The sequence below is a fragment of the Leifsonia sp. Leaf264 genome (assembly GCF_001422325.1).
Classification (GTDB): Bacteria; Actinomycetota; Actinomycetes; order Actinomycetales; family Microbacteriaceae; genus Orlajensenia.
In genome coordinates this window covers 333,701-346,134 of sequence record NZ_LMMR01000001.1, presented here as the reverse complement: position 1 = coordinate 346,134, position 12,434 = coordinate 333,701, and the positions used below count along the sequence as shown (strand labels likewise).

Sequence of the window (12,434 nt, the reverse complement as noted above, 5' to 3'; positions counted from 1 at the left end):
ACGATGACGACTCTGCTGCCCGACACCGGGCTGGACCTCACCCTGACTCCGTCGCCCCTCGCGATGGTGTGGACCGAGCCCGACCGGCCGCATCAGCTGATCGCCTCGCCCGGAGTGCATCTCGCTCCCGGCGACGCCCTTGTGGAGATCGAGTTCGCGACGGTCTGCGGATCCGACGTGCACACCGTGCGCGGGCATCGATCGGCTCCCACGCCGCTCGTACTGGGCCATGAACAGGTCGGTCGGGTCGTCGCGCTCGGCGACGGCGCCGTGCGCGCGGACGGTTCGCCGCTGGAACTCGGAGACCGCGTGGTGTGGTCGCTGGCCGTGAGCTGCGGAACGTGCGACCGCTGCAGGCGGGGCATCCCGCAGAAGTGCCGCAACCTGGCGAAGTACGGGCACGAGCGCATCACGCGGGGTTGGGAGCTCACTGGCGGCTTCGCCACGCACGTGCACGTGCGGGCGGGCACGGCCGTCGTCGCCGTGAGCTCCGAGCTGCCGGCGCCTGTCGCCGCCGCGGCGTCGTGCGCCACCGCCACAGCGGTCGCCGCCCTGGACGCGGCATCCCGCACCCACGATCTCGACGGTGCGCTGCTGCTCATCACCGGCGGAGGCATGGTCGGCCTGTCGGCTGCGGCTCTCGCCGTGGAGGCCGGGGCCGAGGTGATCGTCTCCGACCCTGACGCCGCCCGTCGGTCGTTCGCCAGACGCATCGGCGCGATTCCTGTCGACCCGCTGGCAGAGCCCGGATCCGCGGCGAACCTCGACACGGTTCTGGCAGCTCGGGCACGGCGCGGCCTGCTGGAGGTGAACATCGCCATCGAGGCGTCCGGGGCGTCGGCAGCCGTCGACACCGTCATCTCCCGGGTCGGGGTCGGAGGCACGGTGGTGCTCGTCGGCAGCGTCTCGCCCGGCCCAGCGGTTCCGCTCGATGCCGAGTCGATCGTGCGCCGACTCGTCACGCTGACCGGCGTGCACAACTACACGCCCGCGCAGCTGGAGCTCGCCGTCGCCTTTCTCGAGCGCTCCTGGCGCACCGTGCCGTTGCAAGAACTGGTCGGTGCGAGCTATCCACTGGCAGAACTCGATCGTGCGATCGAGGATGCCGCATCCGGCACTCATGTTCGGGTCGGAGTGGTTCCACTGGCCGGCTGACACCGCAGCCGTCGTCGTCGGCCGGGCGGGAGCCCGTCGAGGTGCTGCGGATCAACCTGTCGTTCATCCGATGCTCAACTCGCGTAAATCGACTTCCGGTCGAATGCCTTCCAGCATTGTCCGAACGGCAGAGTCACGGCGGGGCGGATGCGGCCGATGCATTCGACGCGTCGCCGCAGTCACCCGCCCTCGGTCGAAAGGCATCGCGATGAACCGTTCCATTCGAGTGCTCTCCCTCTATGAGGGCTTCTTCGCCGGGGGAGCCCGCATCCTCCACACCGACCTCATCGCCGGGCTGCACAACGCCGGCGAGCAGCAGCACGACGTCCTCTCGATCGCCTCCGCCGTCAGACGGGATTCGACCGTCCAGCACCTGCGCCGAGATCCGCGCTACGTCCGCCTGGCGGCATCCGGCGTCGGAGTGACGTCGCTCGGACGGACCGGCGGAGTGGAGGCTCCTGCGCCATCGACGTACACCGATCGCCAGCTGCGGATGGCGTCGAACCTCGTCGGGCGCGCCGACGTGATCCTGTCCCTCAAAGAGCAGCCGCTGGGGCTTCTGCTCGCTCTGCGGAAGCGCGGGCTGATGCCCGATCGCCCCGTGGCGGCGTGCCTGCACCGCTCCGATCCGACGCACTCGGGATCGGCTTTGTCCTGGCTCAGCGAAGCCGCCGCGAGCGGCCTGCTGACGGCTGAGATCTCCTGCGCCAGGTCGACCAGCGACGCCTACCAGCCCTACCTCTCGCCGGCCACGGGACGATTCGTCATCGGCAACGGGATCGACACGGATCGCTTCCGACCCGGGACGGAAGGCGAGCGGGCGGCGATGCGCCGGACACTCGGGGTTCCGCCTGCTGCGCCGGTCATCGTCTTCGCGGCACGGTTCGACCTCATGAAGGATCCCGGTCTCTTCCTGCGTTCCGTCGCGCTGCACTCGGCGCAGCGCCCCGAGACCCACTACCTCGTCTGCGGCGCTGGCATGACGAGGGAGAACGACGCCTTTCGTGCCCTGCTGGACGAATCGGGCGTCACGGATGCCACGAATCTCCATGCTCTCGGCATCCGCGACGACATGCCCGAGATCTACCGGATCGCCGACATCGTCGCCCTCACGAGTGCCTTCGGAGAGGCGTCACCCCTCTGCCTGCTCGAGGGGGCAGCCTCCGGCGCGACGCCGGTCACCACCGATGTCGGCGATTCCGCGTTGACCGTCGACGGCATCGGATTCGTCACGACCCACGAGGCGACGGCCATCGCCCCGACCTGGACCGACGTGCTCGCGCGGCGACCGGAGCTGCGCGAGCGGAGCATCGCCGCTCGTGCGCGATTCGGCCGCGACCGCATGATCGCCGAGTACGCAGCCATCCTGCGCGGGCTGGTCGACAACCGGAGGGCCGCAGCCTGACAGGCACCGGCGCGGCCGTCTCGGCTGGCGCCACTGGTGGACGGCCGACCCGCCCGTCCCTATCCTGATCACGTGGTGACGTCAGATCCCGCTCTCGACTACGCACGCCCCCATGGCCTGAAACGGATGCTGGGACGAGACCCGCATGAGCGACACCGCGCCGCCACTCCGCTCGAACTGCTCTTCGACCTGACCTTCGTGGTCTCGTTCTCGCGGGCCGGAGATGAACTTGCGCACTACGTCGCGGAGGGGCACATCGCCACCGCGGTGTGGGGATTCGCCTTCGTCGTGCTCTCGGTGTGCTGGGCCTGGATCAACTTCACCTGGTTCGCCTCGGCGTTCGACACCGACGACTGGCTCCAGCGGGTGCTCACCATCGTGCAGATGATCGGCGTCATCATCGTCGCTCTGGGCATCCCGCCGGTCTTCGAATCGATCGACACCGGGGAACCGTTCGACTTCATCGTCGTCGCGGCTGGCTACGTCGTGATGCGTGCGTCCCTCGTCCTCATGTGGCTGCGCGTCGCAATGCAGGATCCGGCCAATCGTCGCGTGGCCCTGCGCTATGCGGCCTTCAGCGTCGTCATCCAGGCCGGATGGCTGACTGTCGCGATCCTGCGCATCGACGACGTCACGGTGCTGGTCGCCCTCGTCGTGCTGCTCTGGGTCGCAGAGTTCGCAGGACATCCGTTCGCCAGCTGGAATGCCAAGGCCGCTGACGACACGTGGTTGGGGACCCCGTGGAACGCCTCCCACATCGCCGAGCGCTACGGGTTGCTGGTGATCATCACCCTCGGCGAGGGGATCCTCGGCACCGTCACCGCCGTCGCAGCCGTCGTGTCGCGTGTCGACTGGAGCGGTGAGGCCATCCTCATCGTCATCGCCGGCACCGGCCTCACGGTCGGACTGTGGTGGACCTACTTCATCCTCCCGTCGGCCCCCGTGCTCGCCCGCCACCGGGAGCGGAAATGGGCGTGGGGGTACGGCCATATCGCCATCTTCGGGTCGCTCGCTGCGGTGGGTGCCGGCCTGCACGTCGCCGCCTACGCCGCAGAGGACGAGACGACCATCGGCACCGTCGGTGTGGTGCTGTCGGTGGCGATCCCCGTGCTCACGTTCTGCGTGGCCTACTTCGTGCTGTGGTCGATCTTGTTCCGCGCCGTCGACTCGTTCCACGTCATGCTGGCGAGCGGGATGGTGCTGTTCCTCGCCGTCGGTGTCGGGCTGGCCGCCGCCGGCGTGCCCCTCGGGTGGTGCCTCCTCGTCGTGATGCTCTCGCCATTCGTCGTCGCGGTCGGCTACGAGACGGCGGGCTACCGCCATGTCGAGGCCGACATCCGCCGTGAGAGCTGACAATGCGAGCGGATGCGGGCAATACGGTTGAACCATGGATCTGCAGCTCGAAGGACGCGTGGTACTCGTCGTCGGTGGGACCGGCCTGATCGGGAGCGCCGTCGTCGAACGGCTCGAGGCCGAAGGTGCCGTGGTCGTCTCGGCGTCGCGTGGCGGCGAGGGCGGGCTCGTGCTCGATGCACGGGATGACGCATCCGTCGCGGCAGGGATGGCGAAGGTGCTCGAGATGCACGGGCGAATCGACGGCGTCGTCGTGACGGCTGCCCCCAGCGCTCAGACTCTCGACCCCGCCCGCAGCGCCGACCCCGCGCAGGTGCTCGAAGGAGTGGACGCCAAGGCGCTCACGTTCCTGCGGGTGGCGAATGCGGTGCTTCCCGTGATGACGGATGCTGGCTCCGGCCGCATCGTCGGAGTCAGTGGGCAGAACGCCCATCTCACCGGCAGCATCACCGGTTCCATCAGGAACGCGGCCCTCATCATCGCGGCGAAGAACCTCGCGGACTCCGTGGCCGGCACGGGCGTCACGGTGAACGTCGTCAATCCGGGCCCGGTGACCACGGAGCCGGCATCCGTCGTCGCCCCTGGCAAGCCCGGCGAATCGAGCCCGGTCGACGTGGCCAGCCTCATCGCCTTCCTCGTCTCACCGGTCGCCGGGGCGATATCGGGGGAGTCGATCGCCGTGGGGCACCGGGTGCGAGGCGTCGGTTCGATGTGAGCGAGCACCCCGCGGATGCGGTGCTACTCGGACGTGCCGGGGGTGGCGCCGCTCTCCTCGTCGCGTTCGCGCAGGAAGTCGAGCACGCGGCGCGTCAAGAGGGCGGCCGCAGTCGGTTCGAAGTCGGGCAGTGACGAATCCACGAAGAGGTGGGTGTCGCCCGGATACAGGAAGAGCTCGGCCTCGGGCGTGGAGGCGACGAGCTCTCGGGCCGCGTCCTGATCGCCGTCATCGACGAAGAGGGTGTCGGCATCCATGGCGTGCACCTGGACGGGAACGCCCTCGGGCCAGCTCTCGCTGAATTCGGAGACGGGGATGAAGGAGTGGAAGAGCAGCGCGCCGCGAGCTCCGGCGACGGTCTGCGCCAGCTTCTGCGCCGGAAGCACCCCGAGCGAGAATCCCGCGTAGACGAGACCGTCGCCGAGGGCTTCTCCAGCGGCGACGCCCTGGTCGAGGATCTCCTCGAAGTCGATCTGCCGGGCGTAGGCCATTCCCTCCTCGAGGGTGGCGAAGGTGTGCCCGGAGTAGAGGTCGGGGACGTGCACAGTGTGCCCGGCATCCCTCAGTTCAGAGGCGAAGGCTTTCACACCGTCGGTGAGACCCTGGGCGTGGTGGAAGAGGACGACATCGGCCATGACTGCTCGCTTTCGATCGCTCGTGAACTGAACATCTCCTGTGCTCGGGATGCTAGCGCGCCCCTCCCACACTCCGCGCCTGGGCCCGGTGGCGCTCCCGAACCCCGGCGGCGCCGGCCGGATCGCGGTGCCGAACCGCTCAGGGCGATCAGTCTTCGGGAATCGGCCTACCAAACGCCTCGAGCGTGACGACCTCGGGTTCCGGGCCGCCCCGGTGCCCGGTGTCGAGGGAATCGAGCGCGGAGAGCTCGTCCTGGGACAGCTCGAAGTCGAACACGTCGATGTTCTCCACGATGCGTGCGCGCTTGGTGGACTTCGGGATGACCGAGCGGCCCTCCTGGATGTGCCAGCGGAGCATGACCTGTGCCGGGGACTTCCCATGCCGGTCGGCGATGCCACGGATCGTCGTGTCCTCGAGAGTGCTCCCGTGGCCGCTGTCGCGGTAGAACGTGATGCCGCCGATCGGGGACCACGCCTGCGTGAGGATGCCGAGCTCGGCATCCGCGGCCTGCACGGCGGGCTGCTGGAAGTACGGGTGCACCTCGAGCTGGTTGATCGCCGGAACGACCGTGGCGGAGTCCATGAGGAGCTTCAGGTGGTCGACCATGAAGTTGCTGACTCCGATCGCCCGGACAACGCCGTCTGCGAGCAGCTTCTCCAGAGCACGGTACGCCTCACGGGTCCTCTCGAACGTGCCCGGCAGCGCCTGGTGCAGGATCAGCAGGTCGATCTGGTCGACGCCCAGTTTGCGTGCGCTCTTCTCGAAGGCGTGGAGGGTCTCCTCGTAGCCGTAGTCGCTGATCCAGACCTTCGTCTCGATGAAGACCTCGGCCCTGTCGAGACCGGATGCGGCGACGGCCTCACCGACCTGGCGCTCGTTTCCATAGGCCGCAGCCGTGTCGATGTGCCTGTAGCCGACCTCGAGCGCGGTGTTAACGGCATCCCGCGTCTCGTCGGGAGGGGTCTGGAAGACGCCGAACCCGAGCTGGGGGATGACGACGCCGTTGTTGAGAGTGAATGTGTCCATGGGTGGATGCTCCGTCAGAGGGGGTTGATGCGAAGAGTGGTGCTCGTTGCTGTGGACGAAGTGATGGACCGGACGGGGCCGCCGGTTCCGTACTTGGTCCTGTACGCGGAATCGATCTCCGCGTCCCGGGAATCGTCCCTCGTGAAGCTGACGTCCTTCGAGATGCCGCCCGACTCGATGCGTCCTTCGCCCTGATCCAGGGCGCCGCGATACCAGCCTGCGGTGGGACCGTTGACGGAACGCACGTAGATGTCGTCACCGACGCGCACCTGCCAGATGATCACGAGCCTGCGCAGAGTCCCGTCATCGCGCCGTCCGGCGATCCTCAGCTCTCCTGCTCCGGCGATCCTGGCGAGCTCGTCGTCCGTCCAGGCGCTCATGCCGACGGATACTCGTCGGGGGTGAGGTGCTCGCCCCAGGTCGTCTCGGTACCGTCCGCGACCCCCTCCCACATCGCGAGGTGCGACATGAAGTGGTCGGGGGCTGCTCCGTGCCAGTGCTCCTCGCCCGGCGGTGTGTGGATCGTCTGCCCCGGGAGAATCTTCACGAGCTCGCCTCCGCGGGACTGGACGTAGCCGACGCCCTCGGTGACGTGCAGGGTCTGCCCGAGAGCATGCGAATGCCAGGCGGTGTGAGCGCCCGGGGCGAAGCGCACGATGTTGACCTTCATGCGCGACGGTTCGGCCTGGGGCGGTGCCACCACGTCGAACCAGACGTCGCCCACGAACATGGCCGGCGGTCCCTTCGTGGTGGCGGGCAGGGTGATGATCTCCATGCGGAGTCCTCCTTCAGATCGGGATTGATGCTCAGCCGTCGGCGGGGGCGGATGCAGCGCCGCGAGCTGGTGCCGCGGCGAGTGCGGTGGCGTCGAGGGTGGCGGCCCAACTCGCGAGCAGCCGCAGCCCGTCTGCCGACGGCGTGTTCGGCTCGGCCGTGTAGGCGAGGAAGGTGAGACCCGGTTCGCTCGTCAGTTCCAGCGCTTCGTAGGAGAGCTCCAGGTCGCCGACCTCGGGATGGTGCAGTCGCTTGATCCCGGTGCGATGGAACCTGACGTGGTGGGCGGCCCAGCGGGTTCGGAAGGTCTCGCTGCGCGTTGACAGCTCGCCGATGAGGTCAGACAAGTCGCGATCGTAGGGATTGACCCCGGCCTCGGACCGGAGCATCGCCACGATGTCATCCGCCGTCCGTTCCCAATCGGGGAAGAACTCCTTCGAGCGTTCATCGAGGAACACGAACCTCGCGCTGTTCGCCGGCCGCACGGGATCGGCGAACATCTCGCTGTACAGCGCAAAGCCGAGGCGGTTACCGGCGAGGAAGTCGTGGCGGGCGTTGCGCACCCAGGCTGGAGCGTCGGTCATCGCATCGAGCATCCGCTGGATGCTCGGTCGCACTCCACGCGGACTGGACCGGCGTCGTTTCGTCGGTGCGGTGTTCGCCGCTCGCGCGAGGTCGAAGAGGTGCGATGTCTCGGCCTCGTCGAGGTGGAGCGCGCGTGCGATGGAGCCGAGGACGGCGTCGGAGACGCCGCGGAGGTTTCCGCGCTCGAGGCGGTTGTAGTAGTCGACGCTCATGCCGGCGAGCATGGCCACCTCCTCGCGGCGAAGCCCAGCCACCCGACGATTGCCGCCATAGGCGGGCAGCCCGGCCTGATCCGGGGTGATCCGCGCGCGTCGGCTGGAGAGGAACTCCTTGACGTCGTCCTGATTGGTCATGACTACGACGTTATGCCGCCGGCACCGGCAATGGGAGGTACTGGCGTTACCTGTAACGGCGGACCCTGCCATCGGATCCGCCGTGCAGGTGGCTGCCGCTCACGACCGGGATCGCCACCTCAGGCGACGGGACGTGACGCGAACAGGTTGAGGCCGAGCGCCTTCGAGAGGAAGCGGGTCGCGCTCTGCCCGCGCACGCTGTTCCCGGCACCGTCCAGGCGCGGGGAGAACGTCGCGAGACCTCCCTTGCCCGGGGCGATCGTGATGATGCCGCCGGAGACCCCGCTCTTGCCCGGCATCCCGACCTCGAACAGCCACTCGCCCGACATCTCGTAGAGTCCCGTCGTCGCCATGACCGCGAGGGTGTCCGCGCAGACCTCCTCGCTGACCACCCGTCGACCGGTGACAGGGTTCACTCCGCCGTTCGCCAGAGTCGCAGCCATCACGGCGAGGTCGTCTGCCGAGACCAGCAGTGAGCACTGCATCGTGTAGACGTCGGTGACCTCGAGCGGATCGCCGGTCAGGTGTCCGTAGCTCTGCAGCAGCCGCGCTATGGCCTGGTTGCGCTGATTGGCAGCGGACTCCGATGCGTAGACCTCCGGATCCATCTCCAGTGTCCTCCCGGCGAAGGCGGAGAGGCCGTCGCGGACGAAGGCCCACCGGGTGGAGGGGGAGTCTCCGGGTACGAGCGCGGTCGTGGCGAGGGCACCGGCGTTCACCATCGGATTCATGGGCCTGCCGCCGTTCAATTCCACGGCGATCACCGAGTTGAACGGCAGCCCGGTGTTGTTGACACCGATCGTGCGCCAGACGCTGTCGTGCCCGAGCGCCTCGCAGACCAGCGCGAAGACGAAGGCCTTCGAGATGGACTGGATCGAGAACAGGTGATCGCTGTCGCCGACGGCATGGGCATCACCGGTCACGGCGACGATCGCGAGACCGAAGAGCGCGGGATCGGCAGTGCCCAACGACGGGATGTAATCGGCGACCGCGCCGTCGTCGAGAGTCCTGTATCGATCGAGCGCATCCTGCATGAGACCCGCGACCCGCTCCGTGTTCGGCAGGGAACCCGTCGACACGGCCTGCGCGAGTGCCGGCGGGCTGTCCTCGTCACGCCCGCTGACGTGGAGCCTGGGCCTGGTGGTGTCCGGCGGCGTCGTGTCCATCGGTCTCAGTCCGTTCCGTAAGCGACGGCGAAGTCGGCGAGGAGGCGCGCCCCGAAACCCGTCGCGCCCTTCGAGCGCCACGACTCGTCGGTCGTGGACTGCATGGTGCCGGCGATGTCGAGATGGGCCCACGGGATGCCGTCGACGAACTCCGCGAGGAACAGGGCGGCCGTCGTGGCGCCGGCGTGCGGGCCGCCGAGGTTGGAGATGTCGGCGATGTCGGAGTCGAGCTGTTTGCGGTAGCTCTTCTCCAGCGGGAGCTGCCACACGGATTCGCCGGATGCCGCCCCGGCCGCCTTCACGGCCTCGATGACTGCATCGTCATTGCCCAGCAGGGCCGCCGTAGCCCCGCCCAGTGCCATGAGCGCAGCGCCGGTGAGGGTGGCGATGTCGACGATCGCGTCGGGCTCGCCCTCTGCGGCGAGCACGAGCGCATCCGACATGACGAGGCGGCCCTCGGCATCGGTGTTCTTGACCTCGATCGTGGTTCCGTTGCGCGCTGTGAGCACGTCACCGAGCTTGTAGGCGGAGCCCGACGGCATGTTGTCGGTGCAGGAGAGGAACGCCGTCACAGCGGTGGGGCAGTTAAGGTCGCGGAGTGCCGTGACAGCCCCGAGCACGGCTGCAGCGCCGCCCATGTCCATCTTCATGAGCAGGTGCATGGGATCCGAGGGCTTCAGGCTGATGCCGCCGGAGTCGTACATGATGCCCTTGCCGACGAAGGCGACGTGGCGACCGTTGGCCGCCCCGGTGGCTGGCGTGTAGCTCAGCTTGATCATGCGCGGTTCCTCGGCGCTGCCGGCGTTGACGCCCAGCAGGCCGCCGCAACCCATCTCGATCAGCTGAGCCTTGTCGTACGACTCGACGGCGAAGCCGAACTCCGCCCCCAGCTGCACGGCGATGTCCGCCAGGTCCGTTGCCGTCAGGTGGCTGGGCGGGGCATTGGCCAGATCACGAGCGAGCGCGGCGCTCCGGGAGGTCACGATGCCGCGCCTGATGCCGTCGCGCTGGGCGTCGACGTCGGCCGCGGCGACGGCGAGCTCGACCGCCGCGAGGGGCGTCTCCTTCGGCTTCGATTTCAGGGCGGAGAACGTGTACCGGGCGAGCAGGATGCCCTCGGTGATGACGGCCCCGGCGTCGGCGTCCGAGATGCCGGGGAGCTCGGGCAGGACGAGTCCGATGCGGGCCGATCGCTTCGCGGCCCGGGCGAAGGCTGCCGCGACGTCGCGGAGCGACGACGTGGTGAGAGCGCTGTCGCCGATTCCCACGGCGACGAGCTCGGCGCCGTCGTTGCTCGGCACGAGCAGAGTCTCGCCGGTCGTGCCGCCGAACCCGGCGCGGTCGAGCGCCGCGCGGTCCAGGCCGAGCGCTTCAGGCACGTCACCGGCGGTGCCGACCAGATGTCCGATCGCCTCGAGGCCCGCATCCGGAGTCTCCACAGCCGTCACGGTGACGGCTCGACCAACCTCGAGGGACGGGATCGCCGTGAAGGTCGGCGGGATGATCTTGTACGGGCTGGAGGTCATGCGCTGTCCTTCCGGGGGGTGAACGCCACGGCCGCAGCGTCTTCGTCGGCGTCGGAGATGGTGTCGTCGACGATCGCATCGGGATCGTCGGGCTCGAGCTTCTCGGGCAGCTCGCTGCGCATCCGTCCGGGCATGCGACCCGCGGGGACGATCGCCAGCAGGGCGAGGAAGGCGAGGGCGAGCAGCGAGATCTGCAGGGCGCGCAGTCGTGCGTCGGCGTTGACGGCGAGCGCGGCCACGACCTGGAGTGGGGAGGCCGAGGTCTGCGCCAGCACGTCGGCGAGCTGTTCGTTCGTGATGAAGTTCGTGTTGTCGAGGTTGACCTGGGAGATGAGCGCGGGCGGCAGCTCCGGATGCTCCTCGGCACTGGTCGCCACGATGCCGCTCAGCACGCCGACGGCGAAGACGCTGATGACGGCGATGCCGACGCTCCCCGAGAGGTTGTGCACCAGGCCGCGCCAGGCGCCCACGTCGCCGGCGAGCTCCTTCGGGGCTGCGGAGAGGAGGGTGTTGAAGACCAGGGCGACGATGGCGCCCTGTCCGAGGCCGAGCAGCACCAGCCCGACCACCACGAGGAACTGACCCCAGTCGTTGCGGATGGTGAAGGCCAGCAGGGTGAGGGCCAGGGCCACCACGATGAAGCCGGCCCTGGCGAGCTGGCGTGGCGGGAAGCGCGAGTAGAGGGTGGCCACGAAGGTGCTGGCCACGAAGATCGAGAGGGTGTACGGGATGATCGAGAACGACGTCTGGATGCTCGAACGACCCTGCACGACCTGGATGTAGAGCGGGATGAGGAAGTTCGCGGCCGTGCCGACGAAGAGCATGATCGCCATGCACGCCGTGACCGCGCGCTCCGAGCCGGTGGCGAGCACGCGGAGATCGAAGATGCGCGGCAGCTTCGCCGCCTGGCGGCGCCGGATCCAGAGGAAGAACACCTGGCCCATGATCAGGCCGAGCACCACGAGGATGGGCGCGGGGGAGATGCCGAGGATGTCGAACGGCGCCTGTTCCGTGGCCAGCACCACGCCCCAGCTGTTGAGGCCGCTGAACCCGAAGCTCAGCAGGATGATCGCTATCGCGGCGATGATGGCGCCGGTCCAGTCGATGGCGAGAAGGGGCTGCGCATCCACCTTCTTGAGCCTGAAGCTGAGCAGCAGGTTGACGGCGCCGAGCAGGGCGACGAGCGCGAACGAGTACCGCCAGCCGATGGTGGAGGCGAAGGTGCCGGCGATGAGCAGGGCGAGGACTCCCGCCGCGGGGATCGCGGCCGCGAGGAGGCCGATGGCCTGAGCCTGCTGCTTCCCGTTGTAGTTGCTGGCGATGAAGACGACCAGGGCCGGAGCGATGAGCGCGATGACGGCACCCGACGATGCCTGCGCGACGAACAGCATCGCCGGGCTCACGCTCAGGGCGACGGCCAGCATGGCGACGGCATGGATGACGACGGCTATCTGGAACACCCGTCGGCTGCCGAAACGCGCTCCGACCTTCGCGCCCAGCAGGATGAACGCGGCCATCGCGAAGGTGCCGGCGGTGATGGCCGTGCCGACCGAGGTGGCCGGGGTGTCCAGATCCGTCGTGATGCCCTGCATCGACACAGTCAGCGCGTTGACCGCGAACGACGCCTGGATCTGGGTGAGGACGACGACGATGAGGGGCAGCCAGCTCGTCGCTCGCGGGGCTGTGACTTGCGTCGGGCTCGCGGGAACGCTCATGGGGACCTCCGTCTGCAGGGCGTGG

The 12,434-nt window shown here is 68.6% G+C and carries 12 protein-coding genes; 4 read left to right on the top strand and 8 right to left on the bottom strand.

Features of this window, described 5'->3' with window-relative positions; genetic code table 11:
* Window positions 1-3 precede the first annotated feature (3 nt).
* The 4 genes from ASF30_RS01655 (at window position 4) to ASF30_RS01640 (ending at window position 4,628) form a co-directional block, all read left to right on the top strand.
* Entirely contained in the window at window positions 4-1,155 is a 1,152-nt protein-coding gene (locus ASF30_RS01655; RefSeq protein ID WP_055900596.1) for an alcohol dehydrogenase catalytic domain-containing protein, read from the top strand.
* Between the two features lie 208 nt (window positions 1,156-1,363).
* Window positions 1,364-2,560 (top strand): glycosyltransferase, encoded by a 1,197-nt coding sequence (locus ASF30_RS01650; protein ID WP_055900593.1) that lies wholly within the window; start codon window positions 1,364-1,366, stop codon window positions 2,558-2,560.
* A 72-nt stretch (window positions 2,561-2,632) separates the two neighbouring features.
* Window positions 2,633-3,913, top strand: coding sequence for a low temperature requirement protein A (locus tag ASF30_RS01645; protein WP_235480229.1), 1,281 nt, complete (start codon window positions 2,633-2,635; stop codon window positions 3,911-3,913).
* Window positions 3,914-3,947: 34 nt separating this feature from the next.
* Window positions 3,948-4,628, top strand: a complete 681-nt coding sequence (locus ASF30_RS01640) for an SDR family NAD(P)-dependent oxidoreductase (RefSeq protein ID WP_055900587.1) — start codon at window positions 3,948-3,950, stop codon at window positions 4,626-4,628.
* Between the two features lie 23 nt (window positions 4,629-4,651).
* Here the strand turns inward: ASF30_RS01640 and ASF30_RS01635 are convergent, their stop codons facing one another.
* The 8 genes from ASF30_RS01635 to ASF30_RS01600 form a co-directional block, all read right to left on the bottom strand.
* A complete protein-coding gene (locus ASF30_RS01635; protein WP_055900585.1) occupies window positions 4,652-5,263 on the bottom strand; it encodes a dienelactone hydrolase family protein in 612 nt (203 codons plus the stop codon).
* Between the two features lie 148 nt (window positions 5,264-5,411).
* Window positions 5,412-6,290, bottom strand: a complete 879-nt coding sequence (locus tag ASF30_RS01630) for an aldo/keto reductase (RefSeq protein ID WP_055900582.1) — start codon at window positions 6,288-6,290, stop codon at window positions 5,412-5,414.
* Window positions 6,291-6,304: 14 nt separating this feature from the next.
* Window positions 6,305-6,670 carry a DUF2255 family protein gene (locus ASF30_RS01625; protein ID WP_055900579.1) on the bottom strand — a complete coding sequence of 122 codons (366 nt, stop codon included), beginning with the start codon at window positions 6,668-6,670 and terminating at the stop codon, window positions 6,305-6,307.
* A complete protein-coding gene (locus ASF30_RS01620) occupies window positions 6,667-7,065 on the bottom strand; it encodes a (R)-mandelonitrile lyase (RefSeq protein ID WP_055900576.1) in 399 nt (132 codons plus the stop codon). Before ASF30_RS01620 ends, ASF30_RS01625 begins: the two co-directional genes overlap by 4 nt.
* Before the next feature lie 31 nt (window positions 7,066-7,096).
* The gene (locus ASF30_RS01615; RefSeq protein ID WP_055900573.1) at window positions 7,097-8,002 is read right to left on the bottom strand and encodes a helix-turn-helix transcriptional regulator; all 906 of its coding nucleotides are present in this window, start codon (window positions 8,000-8,002) and stop codon (window positions 7,097-7,099) included.
* A 119-nt stretch (window positions 8,003-8,121) separates the two neighbouring features.
* On the bottom strand, window positions 8,122-9,168 hold the full coding sequence (gene glsA, locus ASF30_RS01610; RefSeq protein WP_082467376.1) for a glutaminase A: 1,047 nt from the start codon (window positions 9,166-9,168) through the stop codon (window positions 8,122-8,124).
* A 5-nt stretch (window positions 9,169-9,173) separates the two neighbouring features.
* The gene (locus tag ASF30_RS01605; RefSeq protein ID WP_055900570.1) at window positions 9,174-10,694 is read right to left on the bottom strand and encodes a leucyl aminopeptidase; all 1,521 of its coding nucleotides are present in this window, start codon (window positions 10,692-10,694) and stop codon (window positions 9,174-9,176) included.
* Window positions 10,691-12,409: an MFS transporter gene (locus ASF30_RS01600; RefSeq protein WP_082467375.1), complete on the bottom strand. Its 1,719-nt coding sequence runs from the start codon at window positions 12,407-12,409 to the stop codon at window positions 10,691-10,693. Before ASF30_RS01600 ends, ASF30_RS01605 begins: the two co-directional genes overlap by 4 nt.
* Window positions 12,410-12,434 lie beyond the last annotated feature (25 nt).

Coding starts and splice junctions, on each gene's coding strand:
- ASF30_RS01655 (WP_055900596.1), top strand. CDS start 4: ATGACGACTCTGCTGCCCGACACCGGGCTGGACCTCACCCTGACTCCG.
- ASF30_RS01650 (WP_055900593.1), top strand. CDS start 1,364: ATGAACCGTTCCATTCGAGTGCTCTCCCTCTATGAGGGCTTCTTCGCC.
- ASF30_RS01640 (WP_055900587.1), top strand. CDS start 3,948: ATGGATCTGCAGCTCGAAGGACGCGTGGTACTCGTCGTCGGTGGGACC.
- ASF30_RS01635 (WP_055900585.1), bottom strand. CDS start 5,263: ATGGCCGATGTCGTCCTCTTCCACCACGCCCAGGGTCTCACCGACGGT.
- ASF30_RS01630 (WP_055900582.1), bottom strand. CDS start 6,290: ATGGACACATTCACTCTCAACAACGGCGTCGTCATCCCCCAGCTCGGG.
- ASF30_RS01625 (WP_055900579.1), bottom strand. CDS start 6,670: ATGAGCGCCTGGACGGACGACGAGCTCGCCAGGATCGCCGGAGCAGGA.
- ASF30_RS01620 (WP_055900576.1), bottom strand. CDS start 7,065: ATGGAGATCATCACCCTGCCCGCCACCACGAAGGGACCGCCGGCCATG.
- ASF30_RS01615 (WP_055900573.1), bottom strand. CDS start 8,002: ATGACCAATCAGGACGACGTCAAGGAGTTCCTCTCCAGCCGACGCGCG.
- glsA (WP_082467376.1), bottom strand. CDS start 9,168: ATGGACACGACGCCGCCGGACACCACCAGGCCCAGGCTCCACGTCAGC.
- ASF30_RS01605 (WP_055900570.1), bottom strand. CDS start 10,694: ATGACCTCCAGCCCGTACAAGATCATCCCGCCGACCTTCACGGCGATC.
- ASF30_RS01600 (WP_082467375.1), bottom strand. CDS start 12,409: ATGAGCGTTCCCGCGAGCCCGACGCAAGTCACAGCCCCGCGAGCGACG.